Genomic DNA, 16,142 nt, shown 5'->3' on the forward strand with positions numbered 1-16,142 from the left:
GGAAAGGGCGCAGACCCGCCCCGGAACCCGCTGAGATACGAATGGAGGGGGTCGACCCATCGGGGTCGGCCCCCTCCACTGACATTCATGGCCCTCGCCCGTCCCCGGACCGGCAGGGAGACCTACTCCAGTTCCAAGGCTCCGGTATAGAGCTGGTAGTACTCACCGTGCTTGGCGATGAGCTCATCATGGTTGCCGCGTTCGATGATCCGCCCATGGTCCAGGACCATGATCACATCGGAGTTGCGGACCGTGGAGAGCCTGTGGGCGATGACGAAGACCGTCCTCCCCCGCATCAGGGCGTCCATACCCTGCTGGACCACCTCCTCGGTCCTGGTGTCGATCGAAGAAGTGGCCTCGTCCAGGATCATGGCCGGGGGGTCCGCGACGGCGGCCCTGGCAATGGAGATCAGCTGGCGCTGCCCCTGGGAGAGGCCGCTCCCATCCCCCTCCAGGACGGTCTGGTACCCCTGGGGAAGCATGCGGATGAAACCATCGGCGTTGGTCATCCTGGCCGCTTCCATACACTCCTGGTCGGTGGCGTCCAGGCGACCATAGCGGATGTTGTCCAGGACTGTACCGGTGAAGAGGTTGACGTCCTGGAGGACGATGCCCAGGGAACGACGGAGGTCCGGCTTACGGATGTTCCTCACGTCGATCCCGTCGTAGAGGATCTGGCCCTGCTGGATGTCGTAGAAGCGATTGATCAGGTTGGTGATCGTGGTCTTGCCGGCACCGGTGGCGCCGACCAGGGCCACCTTCTGCCCCGGCTTGGCGAACCAGGTGATGTCATGCAGGACGGGCTTCTTGGGGTCATAGCCGAAGCTGACATCGGTGAACCGCACATCCCCCTGGAGGAGGGTGTAGCGCCCGTCAGGCGAGGTAATGGCCTGGTCCTTGGCTTTCAGGGCCACATCACGGGCTTCCCCGGGTAGCTTCATGGCGGCCTCCAGCGAGCGCCTGCCGTCATCGTTCACGTCACGCTTCCAGGCCCAGTGCCCGGTCTCGTGGTCGACCGGGGTCATGGTGCGGCCGTCCGAGGCCAGCTCGACGCTGACCAGGCTGACCGTACCATGGTCGGACTCGGCGGGTTGGTCCATCAGGTCGAAGATCCGGGAGGCACCGGCCAGGGCCATCATGACCATGTTGAACTGCATGGAGACCTGACCGATGGGGTTGATGAAGGAGCGGGACAGGGTCAGGAGCGAGACGATGGTCCCCAGGGTGAGCGGCCCCGCCCCGGTCAGACCCGCATTCCTCATCCCCGCGATGCCGGCCAGACCACCGACGATGGCCAGGATGACATAGAGGAGGTAACCCATGTTGCCCACGACCGGCATGGTCACGTTCCCGTAGGTATTGGCCTGGGCCGAGGCATGGAAGAGCTCCTTGTTCCGGGCCTCGAAGACCTTGGCCGTGGCATCCTCATGGTTGAAGACCTTGATCACCTTCTGCCCGTTGACGGCCTCCTCGACAAAGGCGTTGACCTGGCCCAGATAGCGCTGCTGGTGGACGAAGTACCGTCCGCTTCGGGTGACCAGCACCCGGACGACCACGATCAGGACGGCCGAGAAGACCAGGGTCAGGACGGTGAAGGGGATGGAGAGCCAGAGCATGGAGATCAGGGCCGCCAGGGCGGAGAGGACCGAGGAGACCATCTGCGGGAAGGACTGGGAGATGGCCTGACGGAGGGTGTCTGTGTCGTTGGTGTAGCGGCTCATGGTGTCGCCGTGTTCATGGGTGTCGAAGAAGCCGATGGGCAACTCCTGCTGGTGGGCGAACATCTGGTCGCGGATGGTCTTCAGGGTGCCCTGTTCCACCTTGACGATCAACCAGTTCCAGAACCAGGAGCAGAAGGTCCCCACAGCATAGAGGCAGCCCATCAGGATCAGGGTACGCATCAGGGGGCCCCAGTCCGGGTCGGTGGCTCCCACCAGGGGAAGGATGTAGTGGTCGATCAGAGGCTGGAGGAAGAAGGCCGAGGCCGCCTGAGCCCCCGCGCTGATGATGATGCACACCACGATCACGACCAGCTGCCAGCGATAGGCCATCAGGTAGCCCAGGAGACGACGCGTGGTTCCCGGGGCGGCCCGGTCCAGGCGGGGCTTGCGGTCCTTGAATGATTCGTCACTCATGGTCCTCGTCCTCCTTGCCCCGGTTCCTGGTCTGCGATTCGTATATGGACCGGTATTCCCGACAGGTTCGCAGAAGGTCCTGGTGGGCGCCCCTGTCGAGGATCCGACCCTCCTCCAGGACCACGATCATGTCGGCGTCCTCGACCGAGGCCACGCGCTGGGAGATGATGATCTTGGTGGTGTCCGGAATCTCCTGGCTGAAGGCCTGGCGGATCAGCCGGTCGGTCTTGGTGTCGACGGCGCTGGTGGAGTCGTCCAGGATCAGGATGTTCGGCTTCTTCAGGAGGGCCCGGGCTATGCAGAGGCGCTGACGCTGCCCGCCGGAAAGGTTGGTGCCACCCTGGTCCAGGTGGGTCTGGTAACCGTCGGGAAACTCATTCACGAAACCATCGGCCTGGGCCAGGGTGCAGGCATGCACCAATTCCTCGTCGCTGGCCTGGGGATTGCCCCAACGCAGGTTCTCGGCGATGGTCCCGCTGAAGAGGACGTTCTTCTGGAGGACCATGGCCACCTGGTCGCGCAGGACGGCCAGGTCATACTGGCGCACGTCGACCCCGCCCACCTGGAGGGATCCCTCGGTCACGTCATAGAGGCGGGGAATGAGCTGGACCAGACTGGACTTGGAGGACCCGGTCCCGCCCACGATGCCCAGGGTGGAGCCCGAGGGGATGTCCAGGTCGATGTGGTTCAGGACCGGGCGCTCGGACCGGTCGGAATAGCGGAAGGTCACGTCCCTGAAGCTGATTGAACCGTCAGCCACCTCCATGACCGGGTTCGCGGGATCGTGCACAGTGCTGGCCTCGTCCAGGACCTGGCAGATGCGTTCGGCGGACGCCTGGGAGATGACGACCATCACGACGATCATGGAGACCATGTTCATGGCCATCATGATCTGGATGGCATAGGTGACCAGGGCGGTCAGGTCACCCGTGGTCAGCCCAAGGGAGGCGTTGTTCCCGGAGGCCACGATCTGGGAGGCGCCCATCCAGGAGATGACCAGAAGCGAAGCGTAGATGCAGAAGTTGAGCAGGGCAGGGTTCAGGCTCATGATCCGTTCGGCCTTGCAGAAGGCCCGGTATATGGCCAGGGAGATCCCGTCGAACTTGCGCTCCTCGTGGTCCTCCCGGTTGTAGGACTTGACCACCCGGATACCCTGGAGGTTCTCGTCGACCACGTTGTTGAGGTGGTCGTAGGTGTGGAAGACCCGCTCGAAGATCGGATGGACCAGGAGGGAGAGGCCGATGAGGCCGAACCCGAGGATGGGGATGGCAATCAGGAAGACCATGGATATGGGCCTGGAGATCCTGAAGGAGAAGATCCAGGCCACGATGACCATGATCGGGGCCCTGACCCCCACCCTGATGACCATCTGGTAGGCGTTCTGCAGGTTGGTCACATCGGTGGTCAGCCTGGTGATGATGGATCCGGTGGAGAAACGGTCGATGTTGGTGAAGCTGAAGGACTGGACCTTGGCGAAGAGGTCGCTGCGAAGATTCTTGGCCAGGCCCGATGAGGCGATGGCCGCGTACCTTCCGGACATGAATCCGGAGACCAGGGAAACGGCCGAGCAAGCCAACAGGATCAGGCCGAACTTGAAGATGGCCGGCATGGATCTCCCGGAGACACCCTGATCGATCAGGGAGGCCATGATGGTCGGGATGACGATCTCCAGGACGCTTTCCAGAAAGACGAAGGCCGGGGTCAGGAGGCTGGCCTTCCGGTATTCCCGCAAGGAGTGCAAAATGGTGCGGATGGTGTGCTGCGGATGGGTCGGTTCCTGCTTGTCCGATCTGAGCTCGGATGCCGTAGAACCCTTCAAGTCGCCCTCCCTCATTAGTTTCAACACAGTTTCCGGGCATTTCCGGCCCGAATCCGGTCGACCATCAGGCTATCACCAGGCCCGACCCGGGCCGCTCATTTCAGCCAACCGGTACAGATGATATGGGGGGGGGGGAAGAAGAGAGAAGGAAGAGAAAAAGCTCAATCTGAGCGTTCATTCGCTCGCGTCTGGAAATAAGAGGGCTCCGCGACGATTCGCCGCATCTTGCCATCCAAATCGTATCGTACCAAAAGAATGGCAATAAGGAGAACCATGACCAGAGGAACCCATACGAAGGTTCCCACCATGGCCGAAAGGGCCCTTTCTGTCTGGTGGCTGGTTTCGGCCTTGTAACCGGAAGCGGACAGGACCCAGGCTATGGCCGCCGACGATACCCCCATGGCCACCTTCATGGAGAAGCTGGAGGAGCTGAAGACCATTCCGTCCGAGCGGACACCGTAACGCCACTGGCCATAGTCCACAACATCGGCACTCATGGAATTCAACGATGCATTCAGAGGAACCATACCTGTCATCCTGAGTAGGATGGATAGAAAGAAAATGCCAAGGCTGGAGGAATCGATACGGATTAGCAGACTCCCCGCCACTACGAGAACCAGACCCGCCAGGGAAGTGGTACGCTTCCCGAACCGCGCAATGATGGGTCCTGACAGGGGCAGGCCGAGAATCATCGGCAAGACCGTGGCAAACCCCAATGCCGAGGTAAGGCTCGGATTACCAAGGACATACTTGGCCAAATAGGCCGCCATTCCATTTGCTATGCCGTTGTAGACCCATAGGAGGAAATTGAGTCCGAGGGTGATCCACCAGTACCGGTTCTTCGACAGGGCGGCAAACTGGCTGCCTAGGGTAACCCTGTCCTCCCGGCCACCACCAAGGTCCTGTTCGCGTGTCATCCGGAAGGTATACCAGTACCCGAAGGGAATCATGAACGCTATGCACCCGAAGAAGACGCCCCAACCGGTCGCACCCCCGCCGAGTCGAGCAATGAGTGGCATGGCCAGCAGGTAGACGAGCATGGCTCCGATGTTGGCCGTGGTCATCCGGAAGATGTTGAGCCGGGTTTTTTCGTCGACATCACTGGTTATCAGTGAGGTAAGGGAAGCGTATGCCACGTTCACCGTCGAGTAAGCCAGATTCACCAGGATGAAGGATATCCAGGCGTATCCGAGCCTGCCAGCGGACGTTCTGCACGGATCAAGGAAGAGCAGGAAAAAGCAGGGACCATAAAGGACACCCCCGGCCAGCATCCATGGCCGGGCCCTCCCCCACCTGGTCCTTGTTCGGTCAATCAACACGCCGACCACCACATCCCAGATCGCCGCCGCCAATCGCACCAGCAGGAGCATGAAGGCGACATTGGCAGGATTCAGATGAATCACATCCGTATAGAACATGGTCAGATAGGTAGCCATCGCGATGTTGCCGATGGATGTCCAGAAATCACCCATACCGAAGGCGAATTCCTCCGATAGGCCGACCCCTCCTCTACCGCTTCCCCGACACACCATCCTAGGCGACTCTGCTGAGTCGGACTGCCATGTACTGGCGCTGTCCCAGATTGACCCGGATCCGATCCCGACATTCTTCAGGCAGTGTCGTCACGGTCATGTTCCAGGTGTCAATCACATCAACCTTGTAGCGATGCCCCTCGGGAAGGGCGAACTCACGGTAGAGCGGCTGATACCAGCCGAAATAGACCAGGCTGTAATCAACGCCGCTACGAATCACAGGAACATCCCAGTACTGGCCGGCCTTCTCCCAGGCTGCATCACTGACGGCATTCGGGGCCTTGGGTGAGGACAGGGGCCAGACGGCATCCTGGGGCGTTCCCGCATCCAGGGGAGTTGCATCCCGTGGCATCTGCTCAAAGATGTCACGCATGAAGGCGATACGGGCAGGTGACTCCCCATGCAGACGACCTCCATGCGCCCACCAGATCTGAGGGCCCTTGTCGATGAAGGTCTCACCATGTGTTACATACCCGCACCTCATGCAACCCTGCCAGAACCGGCGCACCATCTCCTGGGCGGAGAGATTTCCCCAGCCCCAGTAAATGTTGCCCTCGTATCCTGCTTCATCACAGATTACGGGCTTGTGAAAGCGCTGCCTCCAATCCTCGATGTCCTCGGTGGTCCTGGTCACGTCCGTGCGCTGGATGGAACAATGGGTGCACCAAGGCTCGTTGTAATCGTATATCGTGAGGCAGTTGTGGATGGAGCGCAGATGGCCGAATGCATCGTCTGCCATAACGACCCTTGCATAGCTGCGCCAATCCTCGAGGGACTTGTGGGGCATGAGGTCATATTCATTGGCGAGTGACCACCAGACGTTCTTGTAGGCACCATATCTGCGGGCCATATAACTCAGATAGAACCTGTCCTCGTCGGTGGTCATCCTGGAGAACCCCCACTCCGGCTTGTCATAGGGATGCAAAAGGATGACGTCCGCCTGAATGCCAAGCTGGTCGAGCTGGGTTATGCGCCTGTCGAGATTCTCGAAGAAGTCCTCGTTGAACCTGCTGTGGTCAAACCCCTGGGCCATGGAACCCTGATAAGCGAACATGGGTGGATCGGCCGTGTTGAAGTCATAAAACTTGGGAAAGACACACATACGCACCTTATTGAAAGGCGATGTGGCCAGGGTCTGCAGGGTCTGGTCCTGAACGGCAGTGTCCTGGCTAATCCAGGCATAGCATGTGGTGCCGAAGGGGACGTAATCAGTGCCGTCCTCGTAAGCGAAGCGAAAGGGCAGCTCCCTGCCGTATACCTGGGCCCGCTCCCCTGAAACCACTTCCTTGGCCGGGAGGACACGACCGTGGTTTTCGCCTCGGGCCGGTGCGGCCTCAAGAGTACCCTGACAGTCATCCAGATTCGGATCATTGCTGTGGGTTTCGTAGGTCCACAAGCCGGTTGTCAATGGCATGAACCTGATGGAAAAATGCCCCTTGCCGCGATAAAATCCCTTGACGCTGATCAGCTCGCCGGTTTCCCGCGAACGGAAATCCGCCCTAAGCTGCGTCTCGACGTACGGGTTTCCCCGCTCGCTCCCCTGAAGGTTGATTTCATATAAGCCATATTGCTCTGTTGCCTCTGACTCTGTCATGATTCTGCCTCTCCTGAACCGGCGCACACCAACGTGCGCCTTATATACGGTTGTGGTAACCGATAAGCCCTGGATACCGGAACTGATCTAGTTATTATTAGTTACTGACGAGTAATTTAATTGAAGAGACAAGGACTGTCAACTAGAGGACGTGTCTCAGCGATACCCGGCCCAGATCGGCAGAGGGAAAAGGTAATCAGCGTAGCGATCCCACTCGGCCAGGAAATCGATGGTTTCAGGATTGGCCAGCCAGCGTCCCTCCAGGCCATACATGGCGGCATTGGCCAGCATATAGACGAACTCTCCATCCACCCCGTCGGGAAGGGCCCACTCATGCCTGTTGTATAAATCCGCCATGCGGGCAGGGCGGCTCGCAAAGTAATCATGAGCGGGATGATCGGGGGCCATGGCCTCGGAATTGAGCATCTCGAAGACCCTGACCAATTCAGGTTGACGCACATTCTGCTCAACCACGCACCTCAGCGCTTGTGGAATCCTGGGGAGCCGGCCAGCCATGGGGCCATTGTCTTCAAACTGTCCAAGGTAGGAATCAATGGCATCATCGCGATCGTAGTGTCGCTCAACGACCGCAATAAGGAGGCCCCGCTTACTCTTGACCCTATGGATCACCGCCGTCTGGGATATCCCTATCTCCTTGGCGACATCCTGCAGGGACATCCCGTAGTAGCCTTTTTCGCCGATCAGCCGTACGGCTACATCAACTATCTGCTCGAAGCGGTCCTCCGCACTCATACGCCTGGGATGGACAGGATGAGCCTGTTCACCACCGATCAGACGACTGATACTGGCTCGCTCTTCATCTTCCACAACCACACGACCAGACCCGCCTCTACCTGATTCGTCGGTGCTCTCCGGCATCCCAGTCTCCCCTCTCAACCCGAACAGACAAGACACAGACTGATTGTATTGGACCAGTATGAGAATCCAAATGAATTGAAGCCTTTATACCCAGTTTTTTGACAAGAGGTAAGGCACCGCCTATATTCTAAGTTACTTAGTAGTAATGGCTAACTACTAACCGGAACAGTGTTGTACCGATTCTTCAATGCCAAGGAAGGTGCGGGATGGAAACAGCAATTACAAACAAGGACGAACTGGCACCAGATACAGGCAAGCCAGTCAGCACATTGAATCTTGGACGTTTCGGCGCTGGATTCATATTCTTCTGCATCGTATTCATGATGTCCGGCACCATCGGCTCCACAGTTCTCCTCCCTGCCCGGTTCAACACCTTGGGCATTGGTCAGGGGGAAACGATCCTGGGCACGATGAATTCCATCGGTATCATCTTCGCCTTGATATCGAACGTGATCTTCGGCGCCTTGTCGGACGCCTCCAACAGCAGATTCGGCAAGCGCACCCCTTGGATCATCATTGGTGGCCCCATAGCCGGTATCGGGTTCTACCTGACCTCGATCTCACCTACGCTGGTCACCATCGTTGCCTCCTGGTCGCTGCTCCAAATCGGACTGAACTGCATGCTGGCACCTTGCGTGGCCATCCTGTCGGACCGAATCCCACAGAAGTACCGAGGCACCATGAGCGCCTTCTATGGAGCCGGCCAGATCGTCGGACAATCGCTTGGCACAATCATAGGTTCCGCTTTCATCAAGACCCCGACTGTCGGATTCCTTATAGGCACCATCTGCTGGTTCCTTTGCGGTGTGGGGACCGTCTTGCTGATTCCTCGCGAACTGCCCGGCAAGACCGCCGAGAACGAGCGCTTCAGCCTCAAACAGGTCATCGTCCAGTTCAGGCCCCCCACTCAAGGGGCCAGTGATTTCTACAAGGCCCTGATCGGCCGGTTGATGATGATCTTCGGCTACAACATGATTGTGGGCTATCAGCTCTACATCTGCATGAAGTACATCAAACAGAGCGACACGGTGGCGGCATCCACCGTGTCGACCATGGCCGTTATCACCATGTTCGTCTCCCTGGCTGTCTCCCTTCTGTCCGGCCCCCTTTCGGACAGAATCGGCAAGCGCAAGATCCCGGTCTTCATCTCCTCGGTCATCATCGCCGTTGGCATCGCCGTCCCCTGGCTCTGGCCCACCAAGATTTCGATGATGATCTATGCAGCGGTCATGGGACTCGGATACGGCATCTACATGGCCGTCGACCAGGCCCTGAACGTTGATGTCCTCCCCAATCCTGATGAGGCCGGCAAGGATCTGGGCATCCTCAACCTGGCCAACACCCTGGGCCAAGTCATCGCCCCCATCGTCACCTCATCCATCGTGGTTGCCACGGGTGGCTACTTCCTGGTCTTCCCGGTCGCCATGGCTGCCGTCTTGGTTGGTGCAGTGGTCATCATGTTCATCAAGAAGGTCCAGTAATCCATATTCCGCTAAACGAAAGGGTACGAACCATCCTATCTGCGGTTCGTACCCTTTGCTATCGACGCTCTGGAAGTGCCAGAAAGGATAAATACCCTCCGCGCCTTCAGCGCCTGTCCAGCTCGTCGACGATTGCCTTGGAGATCTGGTCGACCTCCCCCTGACCGTCCACGGCCATCAGGAGACCCCGTGACCTGTAGGTGTCCAGGAGGGGTGCGGTCTCCTTGGCATAGATGTCCAGACGCTTGGCGATGGCCTCAGGGGTGTCGTCGGCACGACCCTCCTCCTCGGCCCTCTTGGCGATGCGTTGCATAAGGATGTCGTGGTCCGCGTCCAGGGCCACCACGGCCGTCAGTGGGGTGCCCAACTCCTGGAGCATCTGGTCCAGGGCCTCGACCTGGGTGGCGGAACGAGGGTACCCGTCCAGGATCCATCCATGGGAGGCGTCATCCATGCCCAGGCGGTCCTTGACGATCTTGTTGGTCAGCTCATCGGGCACCAGTTCACCCTTGTCGGTATAGGCCTTGGCCTGTTTGCCCAGATCGGTCCCGTTCTTCAGGTTGTACCGGAAGATGTCACCGGTGGAGATGGCCGGAATCCCGTAATGCTTGCTGAGCAGGGCCGCCTGCGTGCCCTTTCCGACTCCCTGAGGTCCCATGATCAACAGTCGCTGTGCCATTCCTTGTCCTTTGCTTGATTCCTTGCTTTTCCGGTCCTCAGCGAATCGTCCGCCGGAACCCTCACCTACGTATGCTAGTGATTGCCCGGTCCAAGAGGGCGGACCGGTTCCCGAATTCAAGAAGGTCTGGTCAACGGACCGTACGAAACCGCTGGCCAGACCTTTCAGAGTCTGTGGTCGAATCCTCCCGAGAAGGACCCGGTCGGAGGGTTCAGCCCTCCTTGTGGTCACCTTCCAGGAGGAAACCGGTGTACTGGAATTGTTCGGTCTGTGCCTTGGCCTGGCGCAGGGTGTCCAGACCGACGCCCGCGATGATCAGGATGGTGGTGCCTCCGAAGGGCAGCTTGGAATTGATCTTGAGCAGCATGATCAGGACGGTGGGAATCAAGGCCACGAAGAGCAGGTAGACGGCACCCACGGTATTCAGCCTGTTCATGACATAGTTCAGATACTGGCTGGTGGCACGTCCGGCCCTGACACCGGGGATGAAGCCACCGTATTCCTTCATGTTGTCTGCTGTCTCGTCCGGGTTGAAGGTGATCGAGGTGTAGAAGAAGCAGAAGAAGACGATCATGACCGAGTACAGGACGATGTACCAGACCGAGGTGGTGTCGGCCAGATTCGCGTCGATCCACTTGACCCAGTTCTGATCGGACTTGCCGAACTGGGCGATCAGGGTGGGGATGGCCAGAATGGACGAGGCGAAGATGGGTGGGATGACGCCGGACATGTTGATCTTCAGGGGAAGGTAGGTGGATGATCCGCCATACATCTTCCTGCCGATCATGCGCCTGGTGTACTGGACCGGGATACGGCGCTGGGCCAGCTCCACGAAGTCCACGAAGATCAGGATGAAGACCAGGACAGCCACTACGATGCCGAACTTGGTCCAGTCGCCGTTCTTGCCGTTGGTGCCCCAGCCGATGTTCCAAAGCTGCGGCAGGAATCCGGAGCAGATGGAGGTGAAGATCAGGACCGACATACCATTGCCGATACCCTTGTCGGTGATGAGCTCGGCCATCCACATGATCAGGCCGGTGCCGCCGGTCATGATCAGGACCATGACGATCAGGTTCCAGACCGAGCTGTCGGGGATGACCTGGCTCTGGCATGCCCCATTGAAGAGGGCGCCGGACCTGGCGGTGACCAGGATGGTGGTGGACTGGAGGATGGCCAGGCCGATGGTCAGATACCTGGTGTACTCGGTGAGCTTGGCCTCACCCGACTGGCCCTCCTTGTGCAGGGCCTCGAACCGAGGGATGACCACACGCAGCAGCTGAACGACGATGGATGCCGTGATGTATGGCATGATGCCCAGTGCGAAAATGGAGAGCTGGAGGAGTGCGCCACCGGAGAACAGGTTGACCAGGCCTATGAAGTCCTCATTGCCGGCTGTGGTGATGCACTTCTGCACAGCGGGGTAATCCACTCCGGGGGTCGGTATGAATGAACCGATCCGGTAGATGATGATGATACCAAAGACGAAGAGGATCTTGTTCCTCAGCTCCTTGGTTCTGAAGGCCTGGATTAACGTCCTCACCTAAGTTCCTTCCCTACCGCGCCTGAGTTCTCCATAAGCCGCGCTCATCCTTGTGCTCCGACCAGCATAACCGATGGGTCTGTCAACCTTGGTCGAATCTGGAATCGGCCCTCGCCCGTAAGACGGGGAGGGCCGATGAACCATGTCCTGCCGTGCAGGTCAGTCCCTCCGATACTCAGCCTTCGGAGATGGACCCGCCTGCAGCCTCGATCTTGCTCCTGGCAGAGGCCGAGGCCTTCATGCCCTTGAGGGTGAAGGCCGTCTTGGCCTCACCTTCCCCGAGGACCTTGACCGGGTAACCCTTGCGGACCGCTCCGCCCTTGACCAGGTCGTCGACGGTGATCTCGCCGCCCTTGGGGAAGAGCTCGCTCAGTGCCCCAAGGTTGACGACCTGATACTGCTTCTTGAACGGGCTGCGGAATCCGCGCAACTTGGGCAGCCTCATGTACAGAGGCAACTGGCCGCCTTCGAATCCTGGACGCACCTGGTAACGCGCCTTGGTACCCTTCATGCCACGGCCCGAGGTCTTGCCCTTGGACCCTTCGCCTCGGCCCACACGGATGCGGTCGCGCTTGGCTCCGGGAGCCGGACGCAGATCATGCATCTGCAGGATCGTAGGCTCTTGCTTCTCGCTAGCCATTGTCAGTCAGCCTCCTCTACGGTGACCAGGTGGCGGACCTTATTGGCCATGCCCCTGTAGACGGGCGTATCCTCACGGATGACGGACTGCCCGATCTTGTGCAAACCAAGGGACTTGACGTTTTCCTTCTGGCGTGCAGTCGAATGCACCAGGCCCTTGGTCAGTGTGATCTTGATCTGCTTGGCCATCACTCACCTGCCTTAGCGTCATCGTTGGCCTTTTCCTTGGCCTCTTCACGCTCCTTACGGGCCTCGGCGATGCCGGCTGCGCGGGCACGGAGCAGGGAGTCGGGAGCAACCTCTTCCAGGGGCAGACCACGGCGGGCCGCGATCTCCTCGGGTTCCTCCAGCTGCTTGAGTGCATCCACAGTGGCGCGGACCATGTTGACGGCCGTTGCGGATCCCATGGACTTGCTGAGGATGTCGGTGATGCCGGCGCACTCCAGGACGGCGCGGACCGGGCCACCGGCGATAACTCCGGTACCGGGGGCCGCAGGCCTCAGGAGGACGGTACCTGCCGCATCATGGCCGATCACCGGGTGGGTGACGGTGCCACGGATGCGGGGAACCGTGAACATGTGCTTCTTGGCGTCCAGCTGGCCCTTGGAGATGGCAGCAGGAACCTCACGGGACTTGCCGTAGCCGACCCCGACGGTGCCCTTGCCATCGCCCACGACCACCAAAGCCGCAAAGCTGAAAGTACGTCCACCCTTGTGGACCTTGGACACACGGTTGATGGTCACGACCTTGTCCAGGAGCTCGTCACCACGGCGGTCGTCGCGATCGCGACGACCACGGCGACCGTCACGACGGCCATCGTGGGAGCCGCCGCGACGACCGCCACGGCGATCATCGTTCCGGTCGTTCCTGCCACCCCGGCCGGACTGAGTGTTCTTGGAATCTACAGTCACCTGGGTTGCTTCCTTCGTGTTCTCATTGTCGCTCACAGTGCCAAACCTCCCTCTCGGGCGCCTTCCGCAACCGCTGCGACCCTGCCATGGTACTTGTTGCCGCCACGGTCGAAGACGACGGCGGTGATGCCGGCATCCTTGGCCTTGGCTGCAATCTGTTCGCCCACCTTGCGGGCGGCTTCGGTCTTGGTCCCCTTGAAGGAGGAGTAGTCCGAGGCCATCGTCGATTCGCTGACCAGGGTGACCCCCTTGGAGTCATCGACTATCTGGGCGATCATGTTGCGGTTGGTACGGGTGACCACCAGGCGAGGGCGCTCGGCGGTTCCCACCACGTGCTTGCGCAGACGGGCGTGACGACGCAGGCGGGCGACCTTCTTGCCTTTACCTAGAATCGTGACTGTCATATCACTTACCAGCCTTTCCGGCCTTGCGCATGATGTGCTCATCGGCGTACTTGATGCCCTTGCCCTTGTAGGGTTCGGGGGCGCGCAGGCGGCGGATGTTGGCCGCTGCCTGGCCGACGGCCTGCTTGTCGATACCGGAAACGATGACCTCGTTGGCGTTCGGGGTCTCGAACGTGATGCCCTCCGGGGGGTTCACGGTGATGGTGTGCGAGTAACCCAGAGAGAACTCCAGGCCCTTGCCCTTGGTCACCACGCGGTAACCGGTACCCACGATCAGCAGGTGCTTGTTGTATCCTTTGGAGACACCCTCGACCATGGAAGCCACGATCGAGCGGCTCAGGCCATGCTTGGCCCGGGTGGGACGCTCATCATCGACGGGGGTCATGATGATCTGGTTGTCCTCGACCTTGCCGACCACCCCGTCGGGGATGGTGTAGCTGTCTGAACCCTTTGGACCCTTGGCCGTGAATTCCTGGCCCCTGATGGACACCTCCACACCCGCCGGTACGGCGATGGGGAGCTTACCAATATGCGATGCCATGTTCAGCTCTCCTTTCTCACCACACGTAGGCGACGATCTCGCCACCAATGCCCCGGTCGAGGCATTCCTTCTGGGTCATCAGTCCCGAGCTGGTCGAGATGATGGCGATTCCCAATCCGCCCAAGGGCATGGGCAGGGAGTCCGACTTGGCGTACCGGCGCAGACCGGGCTTGGAGACTCGCTTGATGCCCTGGATGGACTGACGGCCGTCAGGACCGTACTTGAGCGTGATCTCCAGATCCTGCCCGACGCGTGCATCCTTGGCCCTGAAATCGGCGATGTATCCCTCGCGCTTGAGAATCTGCGCGATGGCCGCCTTGAATTTGGAGTACGGCATGTCGACTGTTTCATGCTTGGCCGCACTCGCATTGCGCAGACGTGTGAGCATGTCTGCGATGGGATCTGTCATTGTCATGTGGGCTTATGCCCTTCCTCGCCGTGGTTTCCGCCGCCGTGCAGATTCCTGCTGCGACCGCGGACCTTCAGCGTCGATCTTTACCAACTGGACTTCGTAACTCCGGGCAGCTCGCCGCGGTGGGCCTTCTCTCGAAGGCAGATGCGGCACAGGCCGAACTTGCGATAGACGGAATGAGGACGACCGCAGACCTGGCAGCGCGTGTAGCCACGCACCTTGAACTTCGGCTTGCGTGCCGCCTTGTTTCTCAGAGCGGTTTTTGCCATATCAGTTCTCCTTGAAGGGGAAGCCGAGCTGCTTGAGCAGTGCCCTGGCCTCCTGATCGTTCTTGGTGGAGGTCACCACGGTGATATCCATACCACGCTGGTGATCGATCTGATCGGGATCGATCTCGTGGAACATGGACTGCTCCGTGAGACCGAAGTTGTAGTTGCCCTGACCGTCGAACTGACGGTCACTGATGCCGCGGAAATCGCGGATACGGGGCAGGGCCAGGGTCAGCAGACGGTCCAGGAACTCCCACATGCGCACGCCGCGCAGGGTGACGTAGGCGCCGATGGCCTGGCCTTCACGCAGGTGGAACTGAGCCACCGACTTCTTGGCCTTGGTGATCTTGGGCTTCTGGCCGGTGATGGCCGTCAGGTCCTTGACCGCACCCTCGATCAGCTTGGAGTCCCGAGCCGCGGCACCCACACCCATGGAGACCACGATCTTCTCGATCTTGGGGACCTGCATGGGGTTGGAGAAGCTGAACTCCTTCTCCAGCTCGGGCACGATCTGCTCGCTGTACTGCTGCTTCAAACGAGGGACTGCCGGTGCTTCAACGGTTGTATCGCTCATGACAGCTCCTTGCCTGACTTCTTCGCGAAGCGGGTGCGCACGGTCTTGACCTTGCCGTCACGCGCCTCCTCCTTGATGTTGACGCCGATACGGGTCGGCTTCTTGGTCTCGGGGTCGATCACCATCACGTTGGAGCGATGAATCGGGGCCTCGGTGGGGACGATGCCCGACTCCTGGCCCTGCTGGGTCGCCTTGACGTGCTTCTTGACGATCTGGACACCCTCGACGATCAGACGGTCGTTGGGGAGGATCCTGAGGACCTTGCCCTCCTTGCCGCGATCCTTGCCACGGATGACCTTGACCTGGTCGCCTGTCTTGATCTTGGCCACCATCTCAGATCACCTCCGGTGCGAGGGACACGATCTTCATGAAGCGCTTGTCGCGCAGTTCACGACCGACCGGCCCGAAGATACGAGTGCCGCGGGGTTCACGGCCATTACCCAGAATGACCGCCGCGTTCTCGTCGAACTTGATGTAGGAGCCGTCTGGACGACGGTGCTCCTTGACTGTGCGGACGACGACCGCCTTGACGACCTCGCCCTTCTTGACCGACCCGCCGGGAATGGCATCCTTGACGGTGGCGACGATGACGTCGCCAATGCCGGCATAGCGACGCTTCGACCCACCGAGCACGCGGATGGCCAGAATCTCCTTGGCACCCGTGTTGTCGGCGATATGAAGCCGCGATTCCTGCTGAATCATTGATTCTCCTTAGCCGCGCTGGTTCTCCGCA

At 59.8% G+C, this 16,142-nt stretch carries 18 protein-coding genes; 1 reads left to right on the forward strand and 17 read right to left on the reverse strand.

From position 1 onward, the window contains the following. Positions 1-122: 122 nt before the first annotated feature. The 5 genes from AACP59_RS05180 to AACP59_RS05200 form a co-directional block, all read right to left on the reverse strand. A complete protein-coding gene (locus AACP59_RS05180; protein WP_339350182.1) occupies positions 123-2,135 on the reverse strand; it encodes an ABC transporter ATP-binding protein in 2,013 nt (670 codons plus the stop codon). After that, positions 2,128-3,954 carry an ABC transporter ATP-binding protein gene (locus AACP59_RS05185; RefSeq protein WP_297316361.1) on the reverse strand — a complete coding sequence of 609 codons (1,827 nt, stop codon included), beginning with the start codon at positions 3,952-3,954 and terminating at the stop codon, positions 2,128-2,130. Before AACP59_RS05185 ends, AACP59_RS05180 begins: the two co-directional genes overlap by 8 nt. 161 nt (positions 3,955-4,115) lie before the next feature. Then, positions 4,116-5,426 (reverse strand): MFS transporter, encoded by a 1,311-nt coding sequence (locus tag AACP59_RS05190; protein WP_297316362.1) that lies wholly within the window; start codon positions 5,424-5,426, stop codon positions 4,116-4,118. 61 nt (positions 5,427-5,487) lie between these two features. Beyond that, positions 5,488-7,080 carry a DUF5605 domain-containing protein gene (locus tag AACP59_RS05195; RefSeq protein ID WP_339352927.1) on the reverse strand — a complete coding sequence of 531 codons (1,593 nt, stop codon included), beginning with the start codon at positions 7,078-7,080 and terminating at the stop codon, positions 5,488-5,490. 156 nt (positions 7,081-7,236) lie between these two features. Continuing rightward, the gene (locus AACP59_RS05200; RefSeq protein ID WP_339350186.1) at positions 7,237-7,959 is read right to left on the reverse strand and encodes a TetR/AcrR family transcriptional regulator; all 723 of its coding nucleotides are present in this window, start codon (positions 7,957-7,959) and stop codon (positions 7,237-7,239) included. 206 nt (positions 7,960-8,165) lie between these two features. Here AACP59_RS05200 and AACP59_RS05205 point away from each other — a divergent pair, with 206 nt between their 5' ends. Next, positions 8,166-9,440, forward strand: coding sequence for an MFS transporter (locus AACP59_RS05205; RefSeq protein ID WP_297316365.1), 1,275 nt, complete (start codon positions 8,166-8,168; stop codon positions 9,438-9,440). A 106-nt stretch (positions 9,441-9,546) separates the two neighbouring features. On the opposite strand, the gene AACP59_RS05210 is transcribed toward AACP59_RS05205, so the two are convergent. The 12 genes from AACP59_RS05210 to rplN all read right to left on the reverse strand — a co-directional run bounded on the left by AACP59_RS05210 (position 9,547) and on the right by rplN (position 16,111). Next, positions 9,547-10,119, reverse strand: a complete 573-nt coding sequence (locus AACP59_RS05210; protein ID WP_339350189.1) for an adenylate kinase — start codon at positions 10,117-10,119, stop codon at positions 9,547-9,549. A gap of 211 nt (positions 10,120-10,330) precedes the next feature. Continuing rightward, complete coding sequence (gene secY / locus AACP59_RS05215) at positions 10,331-11,659, reverse strand: preprotein translocase subunit SecY (RefSeq protein ID WP_339350191.1); 1,329 nt, start codon at positions 11,657-11,659, stop codon at positions 10,331-10,333. Positions 11,660-11,834: 175 nt separating this feature from the next. Continuing rightward, positions 11,835-12,299, reverse strand: a complete 465-nt coding sequence (gene rplO, locus AACP59_RS05220) for a 50S ribosomal protein L15 (RefSeq protein ID WP_339350192.1) — start codon at positions 12,297-12,299, stop codon at positions 11,835-11,837. A 2-nt stretch (positions 12,300-12,301) separates the two neighbouring features. Continuing rightward, positions 12,302-12,487 carry a 50S ribosomal protein L30 gene (rpmD, locus tag AACP59_RS05225; protein WP_297316369.1) on the reverse strand — a complete coding sequence of 62 codons (186 nt, stop codon included), beginning with the start codon at positions 12,485-12,487 and terminating at the stop codon, positions 12,302-12,304. Further along, positions 12,487-13,245 carry a 30S ribosomal protein S5 gene (rpsE, locus tag AACP59_RS05230; protein WP_297316370.1) on the reverse strand — a complete coding sequence of 253 codons (759 nt, stop codon included), beginning with the start codon at positions 13,243-13,245 and terminating at the stop codon, positions 12,487-12,489. The genes rpmD and rpsE overlap by 1 nt, the downstream gene beginning before the upstream one ends. Beyond that, on the reverse strand, positions 13,242-13,613 hold the full coding sequence (rplR, locus tag AACP59_RS05235) for a 50S ribosomal protein L18 (protein ID WP_297316371.1): 372 nt from the start codon (positions 13,611-13,613) through the stop codon (positions 13,242-13,244). The genes rpsE and rplR overlap by 4 nt, the downstream gene beginning before the upstream one ends. A gap of 1 nt (position 13,614) precedes the next feature. Continuing rightward, positions 13,615-14,154, reverse strand: a complete 540-nt coding sequence (gene rplF, locus AACP59_RS05240; RefSeq protein WP_339350195.1) for a 50S ribosomal protein L6 — start codon at positions 14,152-14,154, stop codon at positions 13,615-13,617. 16 nt (positions 14,155-14,170) lie between these two features. Further along, positions 14,171-14,569, reverse strand: coding sequence for a 30S ribosomal protein S8 (gene rpsH, locus AACP59_RS05245; protein ID WP_339350197.1), 399 nt, complete (start codon positions 14,567-14,569; stop codon positions 14,171-14,173). Between the two features lie 80 nt (positions 14,570-14,649). After that, complete coding sequence (locus tag AACP59_RS05250; protein WP_015022346.1) at positions 14,650-14,835, reverse strand: type Z 30S ribosomal protein S14; 186 nt, start codon at positions 14,833-14,835, stop codon at positions 14,650-14,652. Between the two features lies 1 nt (position 14,836). After that, entirely contained in the window at positions 14,837-15,409 is a 573-nt protein-coding gene (gene rplE, locus AACP59_RS05255) for a 50S ribosomal protein L5 (RefSeq protein ID WP_297316373.1), read from the reverse strand. Then, the gene (rplX, locus tag AACP59_RS05260) at positions 15,406-15,741 is read right to left on the reverse strand and encodes a 50S ribosomal protein L24 (RefSeq protein WP_297316374.1); all 336 of its coding nucleotides are present in this window, start codon (positions 15,739-15,741) and stop codon (positions 15,406-15,408) included. Before rplX ends, rplE begins: the two co-directional genes overlap by 4 nt. A 1-nt stretch (position 15,742) precedes the next feature. Beyond that, positions 15,743-16,111 carry a 50S ribosomal protein L14 gene (gene rplN, locus AACP59_RS05265; RefSeq protein ID WP_297316375.1) on the reverse strand — a complete coding sequence of 123 codons (369 nt, stop codon included), beginning with the start codon at positions 16,109-16,111 and terminating at the stop codon, positions 15,743-15,745. Positions 16,112-16,142: the final 31 nt, after the last annotated feature.

It is taken from the genome of Bifidobacterium indicum (genome assembly GCF_036987015.1).
GTDB lineage: Bacteria > Actinomycetota > Actinomycetes > Actinomycetales > Bifidobacteriaceae > Bombiscardovia > Bombiscardovia indica.

Excerpts from the sequence above, each read along its gene's own strand:
- AACP59_RS05190 (WP_297316362.1), bottom strand. The coding sequence starts at position 5,426 with ATGGGTGATTTCTGGACATCCATCGGCAACATCGCGATGGCTACCTAT.
- AACP59_RS05195 (WP_339352927.1), bottom strand. The coding sequence starts at position 7,080 with ATGACAGAGTCAGAGGCAACAGAGCAATATGGCTTATATGAAATCAAC.
- rplX (WP_297316374.1), bottom strand. The coding sequence starts at position 15,741 with ATGGTGGCCAAGATCAAGACAGGCGACCAGGTCAAGGTCATCCGTGGC.
- rplN (WP_297316375.1), bottom strand. The coding sequence starts at position 16,111 with ATGATTCAGCAGGAATCGCGGCTTCATATCGCCGACAACACGGGTGCC.
- rplO (WP_339350192.1), bottom strand. The coding sequence starts at position 12,299 with ATGGCTAGCGAGAAGCAAGAGCCTACGATCCTGCAGATGCATGATCTG.
- rpmD (WP_297316369.1), bottom strand. The coding sequence starts at position 12,487 with ATGGCCAAGCAGATCAAGATCACACTGACCAAGGGCCTGGTGCATTCG.
- AACP59_RS05210 (WP_339350189.1), bottom strand. The coding sequence starts at position 10,119 with ATGGCACAGCGACTGTTGATCATGGGACCTCAGGGAGTCGGAAAGGGC.
- AACP59_RS05250 (WP_015022346.1), bottom strand. The coding sequence starts at position 14,835 with ATGGCAAAAACCGCTCTGAGAAACAAGGCGGCACGCAAGCCGAAGTTC.
- AACP59_RS05200 (WP_339350186.1), bottom strand. The coding sequence starts at position 7,959 with ATGCCGGAGAGCACCGACGAATCAGGTAGAGGCGGGTCTGGTCGTGTG.
- rpsH (WP_339350197.1), bottom strand. The coding sequence starts at position 14,569 with ATGACAATGACAGATCCCATCGCAGACATGCTCACACGTCTGCGCAAT.
- rplR (WP_297316371.1), bottom strand. The coding sequence starts at position 13,613 with ATGACAGTCACGATTCTAGGTAAAGGCAAGAAGGTCGCCCGCCTGCGT.
- AACP59_RS05180 (WP_339350182.1), bottom strand. The coding sequence starts at position 2,135 with ATGAGTGACGAATCATTCAAGGACCGCAAGCCCCGCCTGGACCGGGCC.
- rplE (WP_297316373.1), bottom strand. The coding sequence starts at position 15,409 with ATGAGCGATACAACCGTTGAAGCACCGGCAGTCCCTCGTTTGAAGCAG.
- AACP59_RS05205 (WP_297316365.1), top strand. The coding sequence starts at position 8,166 with ATGGAAACAGCAATTACAAACAAGGACGAACTGGCACCAGATACAGGC.
- rplF (WP_339350195.1), bottom strand. The coding sequence starts at position 14,154 with ATGGCATCGCATATTGGTAAGCTCCCCATCGCCGTACCGGCGGGTGTG.